The following is a 20,005-nucleotide window of genomic DNA, read 5'->3' as shown; positions in this document are numbered from 1 at the left end:
CTGAAGGAGAAGGCGTTCCCGTTCCGCGTCCGCCGCCACCGCCGCCTTTGTTCATGGCTGCCTGAACAGCCTTGGTGAGGTTCTTGATCTCTCCGGTGAGCTGATCGATCTCATTCTGGAGCTTCTCGATGTCCTCGGCAGTAACACTGCGTGAGCCCTCCAGTTCCTGTTCAGCGGCATATGCGCTTATAGATGTTGAAACCATGATTACAGATGCAAGTACCAGAGCTAGAATCTTTTTCATTTTTTGCGCCTCCATACTCTTTATTATTTGTAATTATTCGTCTTCCGGGTCTGAATAATCAATGTACCTGTCAATCTCCCCGCGAACATCTCCCACAAGACATCCGATAACCACAGTCTGTTTGGAGGGATCATCGTTATTCCGAGTGGACAGTGTTATGAGGAAGTTCTCCACTTCCACAGCTCCTTTCCCAGCCGCTTCCTGATGTTTTTCTGTTCATGGTCCTTGGGAAGAGAAGATCTCATCCCAAAAACTCCCGGCCATCCCTTGGCGTAGGAAAAATCGTACTGCTGCAAAGCCTTTTTTGTCCTCTCTGCTGTAAGCCAGCGAAAACATAGTAAATAAGGGCATTCCCTTCGGTGTAAACATAAATGTATTTGTGGTCCTTCAAAATAGGCCCTCTGTCCCAGGAACTTATTAAGCCCCGCGGAACATGGTCCCCGTCCTCCCGGAGCGGCTTCCCAGAAGAACTTCGTTGAAAATCGCACATATCCTTCAGATTGGCGGCCTCAATATGTATTTGCCCCTTTGGGATCCTCCCTGCCGGTAACACATTATGGGTCAGGTAAAAAGAGTCATCACCCTCCCGAATTTTGTACCACAGGATAATCGATCTCCGTATCCGGCAGATACAGCCATGCGAATATATCGCTGTTAGCCTCTTTCAGTTTTTCAAAGTCCACATGAGAATCGGTCGCACTCTCGTCTCTGGCGCCCTCGGCAACTGCCGAAGCCTCTTTTCCGGCCGCTTTACCGCAGCCCGTAAGAACCGTAAAGAATAAGAAAAACAGCGAGTCCGAATTTAAGGGTATTCATGCTTACGTTTTTTATATCGACATGTTTTTCCCATTTCTTTAGCCCACATTGTCAATTTCTTCATAAAAAACTTCGATTATTGTCCTGTAACAGGTCCCTCCTCATCCACATAAAAACTCTTCAAACTCACCATTCTTGCGGGTTTCACCCTCTATCATATGAAGGCTTGAAGAATCAAAAGAATACCCTGTAATATCCGGAGCAAGATAACTGATCTCGTCCGCGGTAATATTTGTCACGGTCTTACTGCTGATGGCGCTGAACAGCTCAACTGCAGCATTGGGATTTTCCCGCTGCGGTCTTTCTGGCAGCTTCGATAAATCCGGTGATATACTGCTTCTGTCTCTCGAGCCTTTCATCACTGGATGCAAATTTGCTCATATCCCTGGCTCTTAAGTAGGCATAAGCCGTCCTCGCCCTCGAGATGAACCCGGGTTCCCTTCACCAGCTTTTTATCCCATTTTGTAAGGTCCTCAAGGACAGTGGACATCAACTCCGCCAACCTCATCGTTGATGATGGGGATAGCGCTCATGTTGATGGCTGCATAACCATGGATGGGAAGCTGATAGAACATATTGGAAACAGCCTTAACCTGATAGTTGCAGCTCTCCTCCATTCCGTTTCCGAAGCCGTGCTGTGTGGCGATCTGCGCAACAACAGTATTCTGGTATCTTCCGTACTCATCGTAGATATCCACATCCGTCATGGAGTTTCTGTTTAATACCAACAATCTTTATGGACCGGTTTCTTGGGATTGAGCACCAGGAAGGAAAAGAGAGTCCGCCTGACCACCCCTTGGTTCCTTCCTCCATCTTCTTGACCGTCTCATCATCCTTATCTATTCCCATGACAAGAAAGGTAGTGGATGTCCTCGTTATAGTCGTAGACCTTGCCGTCATATCTGACCCCAGTCCGACTCCCAGCCGGATTCCGGAAACTCTCCGTACTTGCGGCATAATATTCACTTTGAGCCATCATGGGCGCAGTGGTAGCTGATTTGGTGGATAGGCTTGACTTTCCAATAAGCCTGAAGGCCTCAAATCCAACCAGTCCCAGTGCTATAAGTGTCATAAAGCTCGCCCATATGATGAGAAAAACTCTGCCTTTTCTGCTCATATATTAAGCTCCTACAAGTCGCTGCTTGCCTCTGAGGCCGCATCTTCCTGCGTACTTTCCAAATTCATTTCAGGGAAAAGAAGCTGCTCTTCCTCTTCTTCGACTACTTCCCCGTCACTTTCAAGATCCTCGATATCAGCGGGAAAATACTCTGGATTCCTTTGTCACGTTCCCGCTAAGATCCGATACTGCGTAGTAAACGACTGCCGTGCCTGCATCTCTGTTAAGAACAACCTTTTCCACAACAATGCGGCCGGTAAGATCCCCGTCCTTGGCATCATATGCGTTAATGCCTTCCTTAAGCTGCCTGTCCGTGGTCTGTGAATCATACACCAGCTCAAGGGCTGAGAATCTGAATTCCGGTGCTATCCTGTCGCTCCTGCCGTAAGCCAGCACGATCAGGACAACGAGAACGCCGCTCAGTATGGTAAAAAAATATCCCCAGAAGATTTCCTCTCACTTTTTTCTCTCCAATACTCAGTCTTTTCTGGTAACTCCGGCAAGATAATTAAGCTCATCCAGGTCGTCATCGTCAGGTTCCGTTCCCGGCTCCGGAGTTTTGGGCCTGGAGGGAGTTTCGGCATTGTCCTCCCCGTATTTACCGTAATATTTGCCATAGTATTTCCCGTAATACTTGCCGTAGTAACTGCCGTAGTGGCCATAATAGCCCTTTCCGGAGATGTCCACCTTATTGAGGGACAACTCCCAGCATCTTGGCTCCCGCCTTGTCCAGCTGATCCTTGACCCTCTGGGCAAACCTGAAGCTGATGGCATTGCTCTCAATGACCATAATGGTGCCGTCGCACTGCTTGGCCACAACAGCCGCATCGATAACACTTCCAAGAGGCGGCGTATCTATGATCACATAGTCAAATACCTGTTTCATATTCTCAAGAGCCTTGCCGAATATCCTGCCTCCCAAAAGCTCACTGGGATTGGGCGGCACAGGTCCCGCAAAAACAACGTAAAGGTTGGGAGTATCGGTCTCGCAGATGACACTGGAGAGCCTCTCTCTTCCAACAAGGCAATGGGTAAGACCGAGCCTGACTGAGCCGGTCCTGTATCTTCCCACAAGTACCGACTTACGCATATCCGCGTCCACCAGAACAGTCTTTTTCCCAGCTTCGGCAAAAGCCCTGGCCAGAGCCATGGCAACGGTAGTCTTGCCTTCTCCCGGGGTACAGCTGGTAACCGAGATGACCCTCACATTCTGTCCGCTGAATTCCACGTTACTTCTAAGGGTCTTATATGCTTCTTTTATCTGATAGTTGTTTTCAGATTGGCTGAAATGAAGCTTTGCGCTCTGCATAAGCCCTCCCGTTTACTTCTTTTTCTTATCGGACTTTTTTCTGGATTTCTTTTTGTCCGTCTCCTCAGTGGTGAGAGGAACAAGAGCCAGGGTACTGAGCCCAAGGTACCTCTCCACATCGTCGTTGCTCTTTATGGTGTCATCAAGAAGATAGCCAAGGATAACAAAAAATGCGATGGCAAGTGCTCCGAGAAAACCTGCTATAACAGTCCACCTGGCAACGCTGGGCCCTGACTTTCTTGTGGGAACATTTGCGGTTTCCGCAACGTTGATGGCGTCAATATCCATAACGTTGGTGATATGTTCGCTGGCAACCTCCCTGATGCAGTTGGCTATCTGCATTGCCATCAGGGGATCCTCATCTCTGGCTGTTATTGCCACGATTCTGGTGTCCGAAGGAGTATCAACCTTAAGAACATCTGCCAGATCCTCATAGCCCATATCCACCAGGTTAAGTCTCTGGATAACCTCCTCCAGAACATACCTGCTCTTTATAAGCTCCGCATAGTCCTGGGTCAGCTGGGTGGAAATCTGCACATCCGAATAGGTGACGGTCTGGTTCTCCTCCTTGTTCAGGATGTATATCTTTGTGGTGGAATCATAAACGGGATGCATCACAAACTTGCTGATAAAAAGACCTGCCAGCCCAAAGAACACGCCGGCGCTGATTATCAGGAATGCTCTTCCCAAAAGTACCGAAAACAGTTCCCCCAGATTAATTTCGATAATGTCGTTTTTGTTTCCCATTGGGTAACTCCCCGTCTGTCAGTCTATCATCTGATTTCTGATAACATTGGCAGGATTTACAAGAAAAAGAGCCTTCGCATAATCCTCCCCGAATTTGCGCTCCACGAAGCTCCTGCAATCCGCAAGTTCCGGAGCGCGTCTGCCCGTATCATGGGCATCCGTGGCCACAAAATGCACCAGTTCCTTCTTAAGAAGCTTCCTGGTAAAATGTGATATTCCAAATCCGTATTTGCCCATTACGCTGGAGGCGTTAACCTGTATGTAGCATCCCATATGTATCATGTCCTCCACGAAGGCGGGGTGGGAAACCACATCGCTGTATCGCTCCACATGGGCGATTATCGGTATATATCCTGCCGATTGTACTTCAAAAATGGCATTCTGTATTGCTTTGTATTGATTGGTGGGATGAAACTCAACCAGCACATAATCGGACCCTGCCAGGGAGCATATCTCCCCTCTCTCCAGCTGATCCCTGGTCTCGTCGCAATAGTAAATCTCGTTTCCGGAAAAGAGCTTTACATTTATGCCCTTCTCTTTGGCGGCCTCCTGGAGGCTCTTTCTGTAAGACACATTGTGAGCAGGAGAGACATTGTGGTGCATGGGTTTGTGATGAGGAGTAAGAATCATGTGGGTAATGCCGTTCTTCTCGGCAATCCGCAGCATTTGAAGACTCATCTCCAGATCGCGGGAACCATCGTCAACCCCCGGCATAATGTGGCAATGTATGTCGATTGAAGGCTGCATTATATTCCTCAAACTACAATCTATCGATAAAATGTTTATAATATTACACACTAATTATACACCCACAAATTGCACCCTTTCAACATCGTGGGTATTGGTTTATACTTTTTTCAATATATTGTGATTGTGGGGAGAGGTCGACATCCACCATGAAGTGTTGGGCAGGGCGAAAACTTTAATTATAAGGAGGAACATAATTATGTTACCGCAGGATCCTGTAATCTTACTTAGCTACATGAATACTCAGCTTCGAGACAACTACAGCTCCCTGGAAAGCCTGGCGGAAGGCCTGGACGTTCCTTATTCGGAACTTGAAGACGCCGTAAAAAGCTTAAAAGAAATGGGCTACGCCTACGACGCAGCCCGGAATAAGTTTGTATGATGTTTTTCAAAAATAATTCTTTCTTTTGGCTTAACCTGTATCTCTTATATCTCCCTTGTGCTCTCTCCCTTGATGAGGTCGCCGGGGAAGATGATGTGGCGGTGATAGCTCTTCTTGTCGATGATGTCAAAGAGAAGGCGTACTGTCTCTCTTGATATGTCGGCAAGGGGCTGTCTTATTGTGGTGAGCCTTGGAATCGAGTACTCTGCAAGCTCCTGTCCGTCGAAGCCCGCTACACTTACATCCTCGGGAACTCTAATGCCTGCATCGGCAAGAGCCCTGAGGGCACCAACGGCAAGTACGTCGGAGATGCAGTACAGAGCTGTGAACTCCTCGCCGGATTCGATAAGAGCCCTGGCTGTCTCGTAGCCGTTATGCATGGTGTAGATCTGCTTATCAACATATCTTATGAGGTTGTCATTCACCTCGATCCCGTTTATCTTCAGCGCTTCCAGATAGCCTTTAAGACGAAGCTGTACTACCGAAGGTGTCTCGCTTCCCTCGGTCATTATGGCTATCTTCTTATGCCCAAGGCCGATAAGGTACTCCACCAGCCTGCGGCTCTCCTTGGCATCGTCAACAGATACCGTGGAGTAGGCATTCTTGTTAAGGTCATCTGCAATATCGGAGCCGATGGTGGCAAATACCACAGGGATATTCAGCTGCCTTAATCTGTCGGCTGACTGCCTTGCATTTCCTCCCATGAAGATGATGCCGCGAAGCCTCTTCTCTTTTTCAAGTTCCAGAGCAACATCCACCTCGTCCTCGTAGGCCTCAACGTGCCTTAAGACCAGGGCATATTTCATCTTCTCGATCTCTTCCTCAACCACAGCAATCATGGGAGCAAAGAACGGGTTGGTAATACCCTTTACCAGCACCGCGATGCACTTGGCATCGGTCCTCTTCAAGTTCCTGGCGCTGTTGTTGGGAATGTAGCCGGTCTCCTTGATGACCTCCATTATTCTCTTTTTGGTCTCCGGATTGATATCCGAATGATTATTGATAGCTCTTGAAACGGTGCTGACACCTACGCCGCAGCGCTTGGCTATCTCAACAATTGTTATCTCAGCCATTTAATCTACCGTAAATCCTTGCAAAATCGTGCATTTTTGATGACAGCTCTTTTGACAGGGCGTCCTTCTTCATTCTCCATACCCAGTTGCCTCCAAGGGTTGAAGGAGTGTTGATCCTTGCGTATGAGGGAAGCTCCAGGTAATCCTGCATGGGGATGATGGCAGTGTCGGAAACACTTGCAAAGCATGCTCTTATGCAGGCCCATACTGCGTCCTTGCCGCTCTTAAGCCCAAGATACTCTTTGGCAAACTTCTTGTCATTTCTGGGAAGCTGATCAAACCAGCCTCTTGTGGTCTCGTTGTCGTGAGTTCCGGTGTAAACAATGCAGTTGGGAGTATAGTTGTGAGGCAGATAGTCACTCTCCTCCCTTGAATCAAAGGCAAACTGCAGGATCTTCATTCCGGGGAATCCGGTCTTCTTAACCAGCTTAATAACAGAAGGTGTAAGGAATCCAAGGTCCTCTGCGATAACTTCCTTGTCTCCAAGTTCCTTCTTCATGGTATCAAAACAGATCGTAACCGGGGCCCTTTCTCCACTCGCCATTCTCGGCAGTGGGGTTTCCGAAAGGAATAGCGTAATACTCATCAAAGCCTCTGAAATGGTCGATCCTTATTACATCGTAGAGCTTGTAGCAGTGGGCGATTCTCTTCATCCACCACTTGTAGCCTGTCTCTTTGTGATAATCCCATCTGTAAAGAGGGTTGCCCCAAAGCTGGCCTGTAGCACTGAAGGCATCGGGAGGGCAGCCTGCAACATCAATGGGGGTGTTCTTCTTGTCCAGTAAAAAGAGCTGTGGATTAGCCCAGGTATCTGCGCTGTCAAAGGCAACATAGATCGGGATATCACCAACTATACGGATTCCCTTCTCGTTGGCATAGGACTTAAGGGCTGTCCACTGGGCGGAAAAGAGATACTGAAGGAAGCTGTAGAAATCGATCTCCTCTGCAAACTTGGCTCTGGCAGCCTTTAAAGCCGCGGGCTTTCTGAGCCTAATTCCCTCATCCCATGTATTCCATGCTCTTCCGGAATTGTCATTCTTAAGAGCCATGAAAAGAGAATAGTCTGCCAGCCAGTCATTGTCTTTGGATTTCTTGAAGGCCTCAAACTCCTTCATGAGCTTCTTTGAAGAAGCCACTTCCTCTCTTCTGTCATAGGCTTTTTTCAAAAGCTTAAGTCTGCTCTTATACTGCTTCTCGTAGTCTATATACTCCTCGGAGCCTCCAAAATCGCATTTGTCGGCCTCAGCCTCCGTAAGAAGCCCGTCATTTATCAGTGCCTCAATATCTATGAAGTACGGGTTTCCGGCAAAGGTAGAGAAGGACTGATAGGGAGAATCCCCGTAGCTGGTGGGACCAAGGGGAAGGATCTGCCAGTAGCTCTGTCCCGCATCCTTCAAAAAGTCCACAAACTCATATGCCTCTTTTGAAAAGGTTCCGATACCGTACTTGGACGGCAGGGAAAATACCGGCATTAAAACTCCACATCTTCTTTTACTCTTCTGTTTAGCCATAATCTCTCTCCTCATAAAAGCGTACTTCTTATATCACATTTATTATGATCTGCAATAAAAACTACGGAAATTAGTCGCCGTTCCCGGTAACGTTTCCGTAGTTCTACTTTACCACATTTTCGCTGTTTTTTTTCAAGGTGAAGTTTGCGCTGTTTCTTAAATTAAGTAAAATTATTATCCTTAATACCCCATATAAGATTTCTCCACTGGGTCAGCTGATCCGTGGTCATGAAACCGTTGGAAGTTCCCATGTATCCGATCTTGTAGGATGCAAACAGGAGCGCATTCTTGATGGCATTTACGCTGTCGCCGTTCTCCATGTAATAGTGAAGGAAGCATGCAAACAGAGCGTTTCCGGCACCGATGGTATTCACAACCTCGTTGGTCTTAACGGTGTTGTAGTGAACGCGAAGATCCTGGGTCTTATCAAAGAGGATAAGTCCCTCGCTGCCCTGTCCCAAAATGATGATCTCTGTTCCGTAGGTGTCAGATATTCGCTTTATGAAATCGTAAGGATCCTCGGTCAGTGTGTCATCACTGAAATACAGCACCTTTGCGGGTTCCAGGAAATCTGTATTGTACTTTTCCTTTTCAGGCTTGTAGTTCCTGATATTAACGGCAATGGGTTTCTTGTGCTCCTTGGCAAGCTTTGCAAAGGGCCTGCAGAAATTGGCGTTGGCCAGTACCAACATGTCGCTGGCCTCGGCAATGGGCGGTACCATAGACATATCGTATACGTTCTCTCTAAGGTCCTTGATATCCTCAAATATCTGCTGCTTCCTCTGCTTATCGTAAAGCACAACCTCAGTGGGAGTCTCTCTCATCTGAGGGATAATGTACTCCGTGGAAAGAGTGATCTTCCGATCCGGCGGATTGATGACACTAAGGTCCTGATTTCTGCCTACAATGGACATGAAGCTTACCTCATCTCCAAGCCACTCAAGAGCCAGAGACTCATTGTAAGCATCGCCTCCTACCGCAGTATAAATAGAATCATTTACACTTGTGAGGGGAGCATAGCCTATGGGTATCTTGTCCACTCTGACAATAGTCTCAATCTGTGTTACACCTGCTACCAAGAACTTGCTCATTCGCGCCTCCTTATTTTACAGACATCTCCTTGATGAGATCCACATATTCCTTTGCTTCTTCCAAAAAGAGCTCTGACCTGAAATTTTCGCTCCCTATATGCTTAATAAGTAAACCTTCCACCGTATAGTCCAGAATATTCCAGATCTTCTGGTAATCGATGCTGTCTCCGAAAATGGTAATATCCGCCCTGTCTCTTAAGACTTCCATTATCCTTCTGTACTTGTCACGCCTCTCCGTGATCTCTGCTATTGCCGCCTCGTCGGTTTCCTCATCTGCTTTTTTCAGAAACAGGAAGATCCTGGGATACTGGGACATGGCATCTGACCTGGCAGTGAGTATCTGCTTGTACAGTTCAAAAAAGCCGTTCTCATTCTTCTCCACATTGGCAGTGAGCTCCAGGGTCACAAACCTTGTGGCATAGTCGTATAAAAAGGCATACAGCCCTATTTTGCTCTCAAAGTAGTGGAACAAAAGTCCCTTACTGATACCGGCTTCCCTTACGATCTCATCCGTGCTGGCGTGGTGATATCCATACTGGGAAAAGACCTTCAGAGCTCCGTTGATCATTCTGTCCTGCTTTTCTTTCTTTAATTCAAAAAATCTTTCGTTCATATAACTCCCCACAATACCGATATTGACTACAGCGGTCCAAATCTAGTGTATCATTTATGAAAAACCTCTTCAAACGGTTTTCCGTTATTTATCAAAATTTAATACTCAGGGCTTTTAATTGCGGAAAAATTGAGTTAAAATGAATTCAGTCGTTTAAAGAGGAGGGGGCTGAATATGTCCAATAATAAGGGTTTTGGTAAGTTTATTCTGTTCTGTGCCGCAGTAGGAGCTGCCGCTGCCGGAGCTTATTACTATCTCAGCAAGAGAGAGGATGAGCTTGCAGACAACTTTGATGACGATGATTTCGATGATTTAGACGAATTTGATGACGATGATTTCGATCTTTCCGATATCAAACTTGGTTCACGAAATTACGTTGACATTACATCCGCTAAAGATGATGAAGCAAAAGCAGAAGAAGAACCCGATTCTTCAGAAGAGTTCTTCGATGATGAAGACAAAGAGTGATGATAATTAAAATCCCTCGCAGATCGTATCTGCGAGGGATTTTTTATTGTCTTTATATCAGGTTGTTTCTCCGTTTTTCTCTGCCAGGATCTCCTTAAGGTACCTTGCCTTATCCTTGATACGGCTGTTGGCAACTCTCGAAGTAAGTATCTCGGAGATCATCTTACTTGCAACTTCTCTCTCGTCGGTCTCCACAGCCAGCGCAGCAAGAAGATAATCCAAAGTGGTGGAATCCATGCCCGCAATGGGGAATTCCTCTGTCTGTCTTGACATGATAAATCCGTTAAGGGCATTCTTCAAAAGCTCTTTTTCCTGAGCATCGTTCTCTGCCTTCTTCTGACCGTAATCGGCATCGTCGGGATCAAGGCGCTGTGTCTCGCCTCTTATAACCCATGCTGTCTTAAGACATATATATGCTTTCTCACTGTTCTTGGCCTTCTTGACAACGGCATTGGCAAGAGCCAGCTGATACAGCTTTCTGGCATATTCATAAGTATAGATATCCTCGTGGTAATCCATCTGCTGGTAGTTCATGCAGATCTTAACCCTGATGTCCTCGATCTGATACTTGGTCAGATTGGGGAAGTATCTGGAAAGAGCTGCATAACCGCAAACCGGGCAGGCAATTACATCATACTTGTTCTGATCCAGTTCATCGTAGTCGGGGCGAAGATCTATATCCACGTTCTTCATCCTTACCTTACCGCTTCTGACTGTCTTGGCCTCAAAATCGGAATCGCACACGGGGCATTTATACTTCTTGTCAAAGAGGTAATCCTGCTCATTTACAAGCTGAAGTTTCTTCTTGGGCGCTTCCTGTTTGACCTCAACGGTCTTCTTGGAAGGATCCTCAAAAAGATTCTCTCCTCCGATATTTCCAAGTCCAAGTTTTTCAAGTCCCGAAAAAATGCCTGCCATATATTTACCTTCCTTTAAAAATCAGTTTTTAGGTAATACAAAAGAGCTCTTAAGGGAAACAATTCTGTTAAATACCGGTGCTCCCGGCTTGGAATCCTTGCTGTCAACGCAGAAGAAACCGTTTCTTACAAACTGGAACTTGTCGTAGCAGGAAGCCTCTCCAAGTTCAGGCTCAAGCTTGGCGTCCTTGATCACTGTGATGGAGTGAGGGTTGAGGTTAAGTGAACCGTCCTCGTTGTAAACGCCCTTCTCCTCGTCAATGATGTTCTCGTAGAGACGAACCTCTGCTGTCACTGCCTCTTTTGCTGCAACCCAGTGGATGGTTCCCTTTACCTTTCTTCCGTCGGCACTGTCGCCGCCCTTGGTCTCGGGATCATAGGTGCAGTGAATCTCGGTAACAACACCGTTCTCATCCTTCTTGAAGTCTGTGCAGGTAACAAAGTAAGCGTTCATCAGTCTTACCTCGTTGCCGGGGAACAGACGGAAGTACTTCTTTGGAGGCTCCTCCATGAAGTCCTCTCTCTCGATCCAGAGCTCTTTGCCGAAGGGGATCTTTCTTGAACCCATCTCGGGAACTTCCTTGTTGTTCTCAACCTCAAGGTACTCTGTCTCGCCTTCGGGGTAGTTGTCTATGATAAGCTTAACGGGATCAAGAATAGCCATCATCCTCTTGGCCTTAAGCTTAAGATCTTCTCTTATGCAGTACTCAAGCATTGCATACTCTGCTGTTGACTGAGCCTTGCTGATACCGCACATATCAACGAACATCTTGATGGACTCGGGGGTAAATCCGCGTCTTCTTAAGGATGCGATGGTTACAAGTCTTGGATCATCCCAACCGTCAACTATGCCGTCTTCTACAAGTTTCTTGATGTATCTTTTTCCTGTTACAACGTTGTTGAGGTACATCTTGGCGAACTCGATCTGCCTTGGAGGATTCTTGTATTCGCACTCGTTCTTGACCCAGTCGTAAAGAGGTCTGTGGTCCTCAAACTCCAGTGTGCAGAGGGAGTGTGTGATGCCCTCGATAGCATCCTCAATGGGATGTGCAAAATCATACATGGGATAGATGCACCACTTGTCACCGGTCCTTGCGTGAGTCATGTGAGCCACACGGTAGATGATCGGGTCTCTCATATTGATGTTAGGTGATGCCATATCTATCTTGGCGCGGAGAGTCAAAGCTCCGTCCTCGTACTTGCCTTCCTTCATCTCCTCAAAGAGGCGAAGGTTCTCCTCAACGCTTCTGTTCCTGTTTGGATCGTCCTTGCCGGGCTCTGTGAGGGTTCCTCTGTACTCCCTCATCTGCTCTGCAGTAAGCTCGGAAACATATGCCTTGCCCTTCTTGATGAGCTTGACCGCATCCTCATACATCTCATCAAAATAGTCTGATGCATGGAAAAGACGGTCCTCGTAATCGGCACCAAGCCACTTAACATCCTCAATGATGGCGTCCATGAACTCGGACTTCTCCTTGGTGGGGTTGGTGTCGTCAAATCTCATATTGAACTTGCCGTTGTATTCCTTGGCCATGCCATAGTTAAGAAGAATACTCTTGGCGTGTCCTATGTGAAGAAAAACCGTTGGGCTCGGGAGGAAAACGGGTATGTACGTGATCGTAAACACCCTCTGCCAGGTCCTTGTCGATTGCCTGCTCGATAAAGTGTCTGGAAGGAACTCCGGCACCTTCTTCATTTGTGTTTGTCTTAATCTCTTCTGCCATTGCTAAAAAAACCAACTTTCTAAATTATTGTGCACCCTATAGTATATCATAAAGCAACAAGCCGTGCGATAAGATATCACTGCGGGTTATAAACGTACTTCTCCTCAAAGGCTGCCCTTCTTAGAGGCTTGTCGTAATAGTATCCCTGGACGTAGGAAACACCCATACCATCCAGCGCCTTAAGCTGTTCTTCGCCCTCAATTCCCTCTACGCATACCTCGGCACCGATGGATCCCGCCAGGTCAACGATGGACCTTACAAAGGCCTGGGAATACGGATCTATATGAATATCCTTTACAAAATCCTTGTCGATCTTGATGATATCGAAGGGCAGTGCCCTGATGCTGCTGAGGGCGGAATATCCCGTTCCGAAATCATCCAGCGCAAGCCTGACTCCAAGATCCTTAATATCCAAAAGAGTCTGCTTGGTCCTTGCCAGGTCATTGATGGCAAGACGCTCTGTGAGCTCCAGTATGATATTTTCGGGCTTGATGTGATTCTCTTCTATGCAGGTCCTTACAATATCAACGATATCCGTCTGCATGATCTGTACCACGGAGAGATTTACGCTTATGGCATACTCTCCGGTACCTGCCTCATTCCACAGTCTGCAGCACTCGCAGGCTTTGCGAAGGACGTGGTTTCCAATGGGATTGATAAGTCCCAGGTACTCGGCCAGAGGCACAAAGTCATCGGGACTAAGGAAGCCCAGAGCTTCGCTGTTCCATCTTACAAGGGCCTCAGCGCCCACATGGCGGATCGCCTTTTTTGCCCTTCTTACCCTTCTTGCCGTCTTCCTTGCTGACAACAGGTTGGAAGAATACCTCGAATTCCTCGCACTGCTTCTTGATGGCATCGTACATGCTCTTCTCAAGGTCGAGTCTGTGGATGGACGCGGAATCAATATTGTCGGAGTATTCCGCAATCCTGTTCTTGCCGGACTTCTTGGCCGCGTACATGGCAACGTCCGACTTTCTTATGAGCTCCGCTACGCTGTCGCCGTGATCCGGGAATCTTACAAGTCCCATACTCATGGTGCAGTAATAGTCGCTGTCCTTAAGATACCAGGGCGTAGCAAAAGCATCTTTTATCTCTTCGATTATCTTGTCTATTCTGTAATAGCTCTCAGGAGGAACGATGATGACAAACTCATCTCCGCCCATTCTGTAGCAGGAGCTTGAGATTCCCTCTATCCTGCTGACTGCCTTCGAGATATCCTGCAAAAGGATGTCGCCGTACTGATGGCCAAGGCTGTCGTTGATATGCTTGAAGTCGTCAAGATCCAGGTACATGAGAGCACCGTGACCTCCGTTCTTTCTGGTATCCTCCACGAAGGCCGCCAGATCTTTTTCGCAGCACATTCTGTTGAAGAGGCCGGTGAGGAAATCCGTGTAGGCCTGCTGCTCAATCCTCTTCTGGTACAGCTTCTTCTCGGTAATGTCATAAATAGCGCACAGAGAAAACCGGACGGCCGTCTACCCACTTGATCCTTGTATAGTAGACGTCATACCATTTTTCACGTTCTCTGTTATGAACCTCGTAGTTTCCGCTGTGGCTCCTGGGCGGAATATTCTTTTCAAAAAGATCCGAGAGCTTATTGTCCGCAAGCTCCTTGGAGAAGCTCTTTTGAAACTCCTGTTGGCAAACAGAAGCACTCCTGAGGTTATGTCCCTTACATATATTGAACTTCCCACATTATCCAGAACCGCTTCCAGTGAGGCAAAAGAGCTGGCGAGGGAATTCTTCTGCAGTCTCTTGGTGATAATGCTCTGAAGGATCCTGATGGCATCGTTTATAAACTTAATGTCATCGATGGACCACACCTTGCTGTTTCTGTTCTCCGTAAAGCACGCATAGAACCTTGGCATACCGTTGATCACTATGGGCATGGAGACAAGTGCCTTGATCCCAAGGTCGTCCAGCTGCTCACGCTCTCCTGCATTCATCTGGGTATCGGAGGAAATGACTACCGCCTTCTGATTGCCCAGGAACCAGCAGGTCTCCTGATCCGTCGGTACAGGGAAGAGCTTTCCAATCTCGGGAAGCGCCCACTGAACCACTATATCCATAAGATGGCCGTGATGAAGTCTGCAGGTAAAGGCATGGCTTATCTGGAGATAGGAACACAGCTTCGAGAGAGTCTGCGCCATGATCTCCTCTATGGAATCATTGCTGTCCAAAAGAGATACGATCTCAGTCATGGTCTCGGCTCTGTGGAAGGAGCTGGTCATCTCGATCTCCTGCTGCCTGCTCTCCCTGCTGATGGCAACAGCTTCAGACCTTGAGGCCTCCACTGTGATGAATACGCTCAAAAGTCTCTCTTAAAAGATCAAGGGTCTTATAGAATTTGTCCTCAGAGATCTGATATTGGAAATTGTCGATGGGCGGATACTTAAAGAGCTCTTTGTCATATTTGGCGTCGGTAAAGAAACCGCATACGACCCAGACTGCTGACAGTACTCCACCGCTCTTTACGGCAACGGCAGCAAGTATCAGGTTTGGAATCTCCGTGATCTCCACGGCCTGATCCTCTAAATCGCTGTCCGAAACACGCTTATAGATGTTGTGAATACGAATGTCACTGACGTATTTTCTTATGATCTGAACTTCATGGGGGTTCCCGGAAAACTCAGTGAGCCGGGTTCCGTCCGCACTGATACAAAGCGCATAAACGCCCGGCCATCTCGCAGAAACGGTCCTGCCAATCCTGCATCTTTTCGCCGTTTTTAAGCGCAAAATGACCCAGAGCTCCCGTCTGTGGTTCGGGAGCCAGGCCATCTCTCATCGTCATGTCGTTTTCGAAGATTACAGTTTTGTCCTGCAAATCCGTAGTCCCCTTTTTCTGTTATGTATATATAAAGCTTCCTGATTACTGTCCGTCTACACTGTAGTTAGGTGCTTCTTTTGTGATCTGAATATCATGAGGATGTGACTCACGAAGAGCTGCCAGAAGTCATCTTCATGAACTTGCCGTTTTCCTTGAGCTCTTCAATGGTGCCGCAGCCGCAATATCCCATACCTGAGCGAAGTCCGCCCATAAGCTGGAATACGGTATCTTCAAACTGTTCCCTTGTATGCAACACGTCCTTCAACGCCTCGGGAACCAGCTTCTTGGCATCCTCCTGGAAATAGCGGTCTTGGAACCGTTCTCCATGGCTGAGATAGATCCCATTCCGCGGTATACCTTGTATTTTCTTTCCTGGAAGAGTTCGAACTCGCCGGGAGCTTCGTCGCAGCCCGCAAACATTGAACCCATCATTACCACGTTGGCACCTGCTGCGATAGCCTTTGTGATATCTCCGGAGTACTTGATTCCGCCGTCAGCGATAATGGGAATACCATACTCTTTAGCGGTAGCCGTAGCAATCCATAACTGCTGTGATCTGAGGAACACCGATACCTGCCAAACCACACGTGTTGTACAGATGGATCCGGGTTCCTATACCTACCTTGACAGCATCGGCGCCGGCTTCGATAAGAGCCTTGGCAGCTGCAGCGGTAGCGCAGTTTCCCTGCGATAACCTGAAGATCAGGGAATTTCTCTTTTATCATTCTGAGGCACTTAAGTACGTTCTCTGAATGGCCATGGGCTGAGTCAAGAACAACAACGTCAACCTTTGCATCTACAAGAGCCTGTACTCTCTCGAGAACATTGGCGGAAATACCAACACCTGCGGCCGCACAGAAGCCTTCCCATCTCATCCCTTGGCTGAGAGAGGATACTTGATGGTCTTCTCGATATCCTTGATGGTGATAAGTCCAACAAGGTTATAATCGTCGTCTACAATGGGGAGCTTTTCCTTTTTGGACTTGGCCAGAATGCCTCTTGGCCTCCTCAAGAGTGATACCCTCTTTGGCAGTGATCAGATTCCTCACTGGTCATTACCTCTTTTATCTTCTTGGAGAAGTCTTTTTCAAATTTAAGATCACGGGTTTGTGATGATACCTACCAGCTTCTTGCCCTCAGTGATAGGCACACCTGAAATTTCTGAACTTGGGCCATCAGCGAATCCGCCATCAGCCAGAATATGATCCGGTGAAAGTGAGAAAGGATCTGTGATTACTCCGTTCTCGGATCTCTTTACCTTGTCTACTTCCTCGGCCTGAGGCCTCGATAGACATGTTCTTGTGAATGATACCGATACCGCCCTGTCTGGCCATTGCGATAGCCATTCTGTGCTCTGTTACGGTGTCCATTCCTGCGCTCATAAGTGGAATGTTGAGCTTTATCTTCTTTGTAAGATAAGTGCCTACATCAACCTGATTAGGTATTACCTGCGAATAAGCAGGCACCCAAAAGTACGTCATCAAAAGTAATTCCTTCTCCAATAATCTGTCCCATTTTCTCATCCTCTCCGCCTTTAAAAAATCATTAATCTGTGAATACTTTTCTGGGTGCAAACGCTCTTAACTGCTGCAACAAACTCGCTTGGGTTCAAAGACCACTTTTTTCCTTGCCGTCGTAGATAAATGTATAAGTGGGGTCGGCTGAGGATTCTTCTCTCTTGCAGAATAGTCCACAGTCTTAAAAGATCTGTTCTTGAAACTCATTCGAGATGATATGAACGTGAAGGTGCAAGAACCTCGATCTTGGTAACATCGTACTTGGCGACATTTCTTACGCCTTGACTTGTTCAGGATCTTGTCAACGGTGATTTCCTTGTCACAATACTGATATTCAAATTCGATATTGGCATTTAAAGACAGGAAATAGTAGCCAACGCCGGCGGCTACACAAAGGATAAGCCCGATGATACCCAGGCCCTGCCAAAGAAGATAGAAAGAAAGCTACAGCCAGCACAAGAGGAAATGATGCTTAGGATTTTCACCGCAGGTGACGGCCTTGCTGACTACGAGGCACTCAACATAACTGTTGTCATTCATCAATGTCAGAAATACTCCTCCATATAAGGACATTTTCAATTTTTAACGATAATCTTATAGTATCCGCGTTCAAGTTCAAGGGATTTCTTGGGTTTATTTTACTTTAAAAATGCGCTACTTTAATTATATATGTTTTATCGAATAAAAAAAACTGAATTATTTGTAAAAATGCTCCCGGGGAATTTCCCCGGGAGCACTGTTTTACGTAGAACTGCTGCTTACTGTCTGCGTCTTCTTACTGCCGCAACTCCTACTGCTGCTAAAATTGCTGCAGCGATTATAATGGCAAAGATAAACGCTGCATTAACACCGCCTTCATTGACAGTGTCGGAAAGAGGAACGGCATTTTCCCTCTATATCAACCTGATTCTGAGTTGGCACCTTCTTTCTACAGAAGGAGTTTCATCAGCAGATTTATCAAGGGTAACCTCAGGCTCAGCCACATTTTCTGTCGTATCCAAAGCGGCTGTCTCATCGCTGCCTTCTTCGCCCTGCCCCTTGCTGCATTTGCATCCTCTGTATTTCCGGCTGTGTTTCCTGCGGAGGAATCTGCTTCTTCCTGTCGATCCTTTTCTTCCTGCTGCCGCAGCTTTTACCTTCTTCCTTCACTGCGCCAAGTACCTGTGCAGCTTCCTTAACATTTCCGCTTCCGGAGGCCCCGGACTCATAAGAGGCCATAGCCTCGGATGGCGGAAGTTTCCTCTGAAGGACTGATACGGTTTTTCTTCAGAAGGACTAGGGGGTATTACTGCCTGATTTCCCCGGAAGCGGATACTGATGCTACCGCAGGATAGTCCAGGAGATTGGCCGATGCCACAAGTGTGTACTGCTCATCCTTGCTGATTCCGTAGCCTGTAAGTTCAAAGTCAAAGCTAAGGTTTGCAGATGAGTTCACATATGAAGTCCCTGCTGCTCTTTGCAACGGTAAACGCCATTCTTGTCGACGAGGCGCAGAGTTACAGGCACTGCAAGATCCGGGTTTTTGTGTTTCTTTGTGAAATCCGATTACCGGTATGGGTAGTCAGATATTCTTTTACCGAGTCGTTTACGGCAACAGTTACGGTTGCCTTCGCGCTTCCCTTTGAAACAGACGCATTCTTAAGTTCCGACCTTGAGAACTCTGCCGGCCCTCATTAGCGGTAACGCTGGGGAATCCTTGCGGTCATATAGCTGAAGCTGTCAACCACATAGGGCTTGTAGAAGGCACTGTCGTGGGCACCCTCCTCCAGCTCGAAGAAGTGGTCGGATCTTAAACATTTCTAAGAAGTGCATCCAGCTCGATGGCGGGCACACCAACTTGTAAAAGTCCTGGTTTCCGCAAAACGAAATAACTGTCCGTAGTATCCAAAGGAAAATCAAGATATCCCTTGCTGTACTGGGTCTTTTGGCTATATCAAGTGGCTTAGCTCCCATGTTGAGTGCACCGAAATAGCTGATTATTCCGGAAAAGAGATCAGGATTTCTCAGGGCCTATATTGTAGGAGCCGCTGCCCGGCCATGGAAGCACCCACGGTGAATCTGAATCTGGCATCCTTAACCGTGCGGTAGTTCTCATCAATGAAAGGGAGGATATCCTTCGGTCACCATATCTACCCATTCTCCCATCCACCAGCTTTCAGGCTGGCTGTCAGGTATTACAAGGATCGTATTCTTTATAACTCCCGCAGCTATCCTGCATCCAAAAACTCATTGATTCGTCGATCTTCCAGGAATTACTGCTACTGGTTGTACTGATGGAAAACATAGGCTACCGGGTATCTCTTGTCCGCATTAGCCTCATCGAAGTAGCCCTCGGGAAGGTATACAAGGGAAGCTCTCGTTTCCGTCACCTTTCGTTGCTGTCTCTCTGTGAGGAGAGTATATATACTGGGTATAGAATCTATCGTGCTCACCGTAAAGAAGAGCCTTATTCTTTTCAACTCTGAAATAGTCATTAACCTCAAGCTGCAAGGTGCTGCCATCTTCTGTCTCTATGGTCCTTCTTGCCTGATAGAGATACAGATCGTCACCGGCATTGTATACAGCAGCCTCCGCATCGCTTATCACAGCTTTTCCATATGACTTTACCGTTTCAAGAAGCTTGTTCTTATCTGTTCCCGTCTGGAAATAGGCATCGGAAACAGTCCGCGCATATTTCTCAAGATTCCCCTCTGAAACAGCCTTTATCTGTGCTTCCACAGTCTTCTCAATCAGCTCTGTGGGCTCAGAATCGGCAAGAACACTGGGTGTACTGTTGAGCTTGTTGAAAGCTGCCTGGGAATAGAGTCCGGGATGGCCCTTGTACCAGCCGCCCGTCCCCGGATTTGTTGTGAGCAAGAACCGCAACATAGTTTTTGCCGCCGAAGTTCAGTATATCCGGATT

The 20,005-nt window shown here is 47.2% G+C and carries 27 protein-coding genes and 3 pseudogenes; 3 read left to right on the top strand and 27 right to left on the bottom strand.

Annotation, left to right across the window (positions count from 1 at the left end; all coding sequences use genetic code 11):
* From T456_RS20170 to T456_RS0112960, 10 genes are all read right to left on the bottom strand, one after another.
* On the bottom strand, nucleotides 1–244 hold a 244-nt coding region (locus T456_RS20170; RefSeq protein WP_035802142.1), incomplete at its 3' end, for a hypothetical protein.
* Nucleotides 245–277: 33 nt separating this feature from the next.
* Complete coding sequence (locus tag T456_RS22545; protein WP_155838106.1) at nucleotides 278–418, bottom strand: hypothetical protein; 141 nt, start codon at nucleotides 416–418, stop codon at nucleotides 278–280.
* A gap of 743 nt (nucleotides 419–1,161) precedes the next feature.
* Entirely contained in the window at nucleotides 1,162–1,299 is a 138-nt protein-coding gene (locus T456_RS22540; protein ID WP_155838105.1) for a hypothetical protein, read from the bottom strand.
* 234 nt (nucleotides 1,300–1,533) lie between these two features.
* Nucleotides 1,534–1,767, bottom strand: coding sequence for a hypothetical protein (locus tag T456_RS21470; RefSeq protein WP_024866484.1), 234 nt, complete (start codon nucleotides 1,765–1,767; stop codon nucleotides 1,534–1,536).
* Between the two features lie 128 nt (nucleotides 1,768–1,895).
* Nucleotides 1,896–2,177 carry a hypothetical protein gene (locus T456_RS21465; protein ID WP_024866483.1) on the bottom strand — a complete coding sequence of 94 codons (282 nt, stop codon included), beginning with the start codon at nucleotides 2,175–2,177 and terminating at the stop codon, nucleotides 1,896–1,898.
* Between the two features lie 135 nt (nucleotides 2,178–2,312).
* Nucleotides 2,313–2,573, bottom strand: a complete 261-nt coding sequence (locus T456_RS0112975) for an immunoglobulin-like domain-containing protein (protein WP_024866482.1) — start codon at nucleotides 2,571–2,573, stop codon at nucleotides 2,313–2,315.
* A gap of 81 nt (nucleotides 2,574–2,654) precedes the next feature.
* Entirely contained in the window at nucleotides 2,655–2,879 is a 225-nt protein-coding gene (locus T456_RS23255) for a hypothetical protein (RefSeq protein WP_242835981.1), read from the bottom strand.
* The gene (locus T456_RS20160; protein ID WP_242835979.1) at nucleotides 2,866–3,486 is read right to left on the bottom strand and encodes a polysaccharide biosynthesis tyrosine autokinase; all 621 of its coding nucleotides are present in this window, start codon (nucleotides 3,484–3,486) and stop codon (nucleotides 2,866–2,868) included. Before T456_RS20160 ends, T456_RS23255 begins: the two co-directional genes overlap by 14 nt.
* Nucleotides 3,487–3,498: 12 nt before the next feature.
* Nucleotides 3,499–4,233 (bottom strand): YveK family protein, encoded by a 735-nt coding sequence (locus tag T456_RS0112965; protein ID WP_024866481.1) that lies wholly within the window; start codon nucleotides 4,231–4,233, stop codon nucleotides 3,499–3,501.
* 18 nt (nucleotides 4,234–4,251) lie between these two features.
* Nucleotides 4,252–4,980, bottom strand: a complete 729-nt coding sequence (locus T456_RS0112960; RefSeq protein ID WP_024866480.1) for a CpsB/CapC family capsule biosynthesis tyrosine phosphatase — start codon at nucleotides 4,978–4,980, stop codon at nucleotides 4,252–4,254.
* Nucleotides 4,981–5,179: 199 nt separating this feature from the next.
* Here T456_RS0112960 and T456_RS0112955 point away from each other — a divergent pair, with 199 nt between their 5' ends.
* Nucleotides 5,180–5,362 (top strand): DUF4250 domain-containing protein, encoded by a 183-nt coding sequence (locus T456_RS0112955; RefSeq protein ID WP_024866479.1) that lies wholly within the window; start codon nucleotides 5,180–5,182, stop codon nucleotides 5,360–5,362.
* Nucleotides 5,363–5,406: 44 nt separating this feature from the next.
* On the opposite strand, the gene T456_RS0112950 is transcribed toward T456_RS0112955, so the two are convergent.
* The 4 genes and pseudogenes from T456_RS0112950 to T456_RS0112935 all read right to left on the bottom strand — a co-directional run bounded on the left by T456_RS0112950 (nucleotide 5,407) and on the right by T456_RS0112935 (nucleotide 9,650).
* Complete coding sequence (locus T456_RS0112950) at nucleotides 5,407–6,435, bottom strand: LacI family DNA-binding transcriptional regulator (RefSeq protein WP_024866478.1); 1,029 nt, start codon at nucleotides 6,433–6,435, stop codon at nucleotides 5,407–5,409.
* A pseudogene (gene malQ, locus T456_RS20155) lies at nucleotides 6,428–7,946 on the bottom strand (4-alpha-glucanotransferase). Before malQ ends, T456_RS0112950 begins: the two are co-directional and overlap by 8 nt.
* 161 nt (nucleotides 7,947–8,107) lie before the next feature.
* Entirely contained in the window at nucleotides 8,108–9,037 is a 930-nt protein-coding gene (locus T456_RS0112940; protein ID WP_024866477.1) for a carbohydrate kinase family protein, read from the bottom strand.
* A 10-nt stretch (nucleotides 9,038–9,047) separates the two neighbouring features.
* Entirely contained in the window at nucleotides 9,048–9,650 is a 603-nt protein-coding gene (locus T456_RS0112935; protein ID WP_024866476.1) for a TetR/AcrR family transcriptional regulator, read from the bottom strand.
* A 174-nt stretch (nucleotides 9,651–9,824) separates the two neighbouring features.
* Between T456_RS0112935 and T456_RS0112930 the strand changes: the two genes are divergently transcribed.
* The gene (locus T456_RS0112930) at nucleotides 9,825–10,118 is read left to right on the top strand and encodes a hypothetical protein (RefSeq protein WP_024866475.1); all 294 of its coding nucleotides are present in this window, start codon (nucleotides 9,825–9,827) and stop codon (nucleotides 10,116–10,118) included.
* Nucleotides 10,119–10,175: 57 nt separating this feature from the next.
* Here T456_RS0112930 and T456_RS0112925 read toward each other — a convergent pair whose 3' ends face one another.
* From T456_RS0112925 to T456_RS22530, 12 genes and pseudogenes are all read right to left on the bottom strand, one after another.
* Entirely contained in the window at nucleotides 10,176–11,036 is an 861-nt protein-coding gene (locus T456_RS0112925) for a DUF2225 domain-containing protein (protein WP_024866474.1), read from the bottom strand.
* Between the two features lie 21 nt (nucleotides 11,037–11,057).
* On the bottom strand, nucleotides 11,058–12,731 hold the full coding sequence (locus tag T456_RS20150; RefSeq protein WP_242835977.1) for a glutamine--tRNA ligase/YqeY domain fusion protein: 1,674 nt from the start codon (nucleotides 12,729–12,731) through the stop codon (nucleotides 11,058–11,060).
* Between the two features lie 104 nt (nucleotides 12,732–12,835).
* Nucleotides 12,836–13,510 carry an EAL domain-containing protein gene (locus tag T456_RS21460; RefSeq protein WP_024866473.1) on the bottom strand — a complete coding sequence of 225 codons (675 nt, stop codon included), beginning with the start codon at nucleotides 13,508–13,510 and terminating at the stop codon, nucleotides 12,836–12,838.
* Entirely contained in the window at nucleotides 13,500–14,120 is a 621-nt protein-coding gene (locus tag T456_RS21455) for a GGDEF domain-containing protein (protein ID WP_242835975.1), read from the bottom strand. The genes T456_RS21460 and T456_RS21455 overlap by 11 nt, the downstream gene beginning before the upstream one ends.
* A 114-nt stretch (nucleotides 14,121–14,234) precedes the next feature.
* Nucleotides 14,235–15,071: a GAF domain-containing protein gene (locus T456_RS21445; RefSeq protein WP_024866470.1), complete on the bottom strand. Its 837-nt coding sequence runs from the start codon at nucleotides 15,069–15,071 to the stop codon at nucleotides 14,235–14,237.
* Nucleotides 15,034–15,495, bottom strand: coding sequence for a hypothetical protein (locus T456_RS22535; protein ID WP_024866469.1), 462 nt, complete (start codon nucleotides 15,493–15,495; stop codon nucleotides 15,034–15,036). Before T456_RS22535 ends, T456_RS21445 begins: the two co-directional genes overlap by 38 nt.
* A 197-nt stretch (nucleotides 15,496–15,692) precedes the next feature.
* Nucleotides 15,693–16,235, bottom strand: a pseudogene (locus T456_RS23250) (IMP dehydrogenase).
* A gap of 103 nt (nucleotides 16,236–16,338) precedes the next feature.
* Nucleotides 16,339–16,461 (bottom strand): annotated as a pseudogene (locus T456_RS23470) (IMP dehydrogenase); the annotation flags it as partial.
* Nucleotides 16,458–16,598: an IMP dehydrogenase gene (locus tag T456_RS23245; protein WP_242835974.1), complete on the bottom strand. Its 141-nt coding sequence runs from the start codon at nucleotides 16,596–16,598 to the stop codon at nucleotides 16,458–16,460. The pseudogene T456_RS23470 and the gene T456_RS23245, both read right to left, overlap by 4 nt.
* A 178-nt stretch (nucleotides 16,599–16,776) precedes the next feature.
* Entirely contained in the window at nucleotides 16,777–17,067 is a 291-nt protein-coding gene (locus T456_RS23240) for an IMP dehydrogenase (RefSeq protein WP_278246939.1), read from the bottom strand.
* 1,047 nt (nucleotides 17,068–18,114) lie between these two features.
* A complete protein-coding gene (locus T456_RS0112865) occupies nucleotides 18,115–18,321 on the bottom strand; it encodes a hypothetical protein (RefSeq protein ID WP_024866466.1) in 207 nt (68 codons plus the stop codon).
* 67 nt (nucleotides 18,322–18,388) lie between these two features.
* Complete coding sequence (locus T456_RS22530; RefSeq protein WP_155838104.1) at nucleotides 18,389–18,538, bottom strand: hypothetical protein; 150 nt, start codon at nucleotides 18,536–18,538, stop codon at nucleotides 18,389–18,391.
* A 2-nt stretch (nucleotides 18,539–18,540) separates the two neighbouring features.
* On the opposite strand from T456_RS22530, the gene T456_RS0112855 reads away from it, so the two are divergent.
* Nucleotides 18,541–18,780 carry a hypothetical protein gene (locus T456_RS0112855; protein WP_024866465.1) on the top strand — a complete coding sequence of 80 codons (240 nt, stop codon included), beginning with the start codon at nucleotides 18,541–18,543 and terminating at the stop codon, nucleotides 18,778–18,780.
* A 639-nt stretch (nucleotides 18,781–19,419) separates the two neighbouring features.
* Here the strand turns inward: T456_RS0112855 and T456_RS0112850 are convergent.
* Entirely contained in the window at nucleotides 19,420–19,971 is a 552-nt protein-coding gene (locus tag T456_RS0112850) for a hypothetical protein (protein ID WP_024866464.1), read from the bottom strand.
* Between the last annotated feature and the right edge of the window lie 34 nt (nucleotides 19,972–20,005).

It is taken from the genome of Butyrivibrio sp. FCS014, from assembly GCF_000526935.1.
Taxonomy (GTDB): Bacteria; Bacillota; Clostridia; order Lachnospirales; family Lachnospiraceae; genus Butyrivibrio.
Note: the sequence above shows the minus strand (reverse complement) of the source record. Positions and strands in the feature narration are given on the sequence as shown.

Excerpts from the sequence above, each read along its gene's own strand:
- T456_RS0112930 (WP_024866475.1), top strand. The coding sequence starts at position 9,825 with ATGTCCAATAATAAGGGTTTTGGTAAGTTTATTCTGTTCTGTGCCGCA.
- T456_RS0112960 (WP_024866480.1), bottom strand. The coding sequence starts at position 4,980 with ATGCAGCCTTCAATCGACATACATTGCCACATTATGCCGGGGGTTGAC.
- T456_RS0112955 (WP_024866479.1), top strand. The coding sequence starts at position 5,180 with ATGTTACCGCAGGATCCTGTAATCTTACTTAGCTACATGAATACTCAG.
- T456_RS23240 (WP_278246939.1), bottom strand. The coding sequence starts at position 17,067 with ATGACGTACTTTTGGGTGCCTGCTTATTCGCAGGTAATACCTAATCAG.
- T456_RS0112965 (WP_024866481.1), bottom strand. The coding sequence starts at position 4,233 with ATGGGAAACAAAAACGACATTATCGAAATTAATCTGGGGGAACTGTTT.
- T456_RS21455 (WP_242835975.1), bottom strand. The coding sequence starts at position 14,120 with ATGTGCTGCGAAAAAGATCTGGCGGCCTTCGTGGAGGATACCAGAAAG.
- T456_RS0112950 (WP_024866478.1), bottom strand. The coding sequence starts at position 6,435 with ATGGCTGAGATAACAATTGTTGAGATAGCCAAGCGCTGCGGCGTAGGT.
- T456_RS0112850 (WP_024866464.1), bottom strand. The coding sequence starts at position 19,971 with ATGTTGCGGTTCTTGCTCACAACAAATCCGGGGACGGGCGGCTGGTAC.
- T456_RS0112855 (WP_024866465.1), top strand. The coding sequence starts at position 18,541 with ATGAAGTCCCTGCTGCTCTTTGCAACGGTAAACGCCATTCTTGTCGAC.
- T456_RS0112865 (WP_024866466.1), bottom strand. The coding sequence starts at position 18,321 with ATGGCCTCTTATGAGTCCGGGGCCTCCGGAAGCGGAAATGTTAAGGAA.
- T456_RS21470 (WP_024866484.1), bottom strand. The coding sequence starts at position 1,767 with ATGACGGATGTGGATATCTACGATGAGTACGGAAGATACCAGAATACT.
- T456_RS0112925 (WP_024866474.1), bottom strand. The coding sequence starts at position 11,036 with ATGGCAGGCATTTTTTCGGGACTTGAAAAACTTGGACTTGGAAATATC.
- T456_RS0112940 (WP_024866477.1), bottom strand. The coding sequence starts at position 9,037 with ATGAGCAAGTTCTTGGTAGCAGGTGTAACACAGATTGAGACTATTGTC.
- T456_RS20150 (WP_242835977.1), bottom strand. The coding sequence starts at position 12,731 with ATGAAGAAGGTGCCGGAGTTCCTTCCAGACACTTTATCGAGCAGGCAA.
- T456_RS20160 (WP_242835979.1), bottom strand. The coding sequence starts at position 3,486 with ATGCAGAGCGCAAAGCTTCATTTCAGCCAATCTGAAAACAACTATCAG.
- T456_RS0112935 (WP_024866476.1), bottom strand. The coding sequence starts at position 9,650 with ATGAACGAAAGATTTTTTGAATTAAAGAAAGAAAAGCAGGACAGAATG.
- T456_RS21465 (WP_024866483.1), bottom strand. The coding sequence starts at position 2,177 with ATGAGCAGAAAAGGCAGAGTTTTTCTCATCATATGGGCGAGCTTTATG.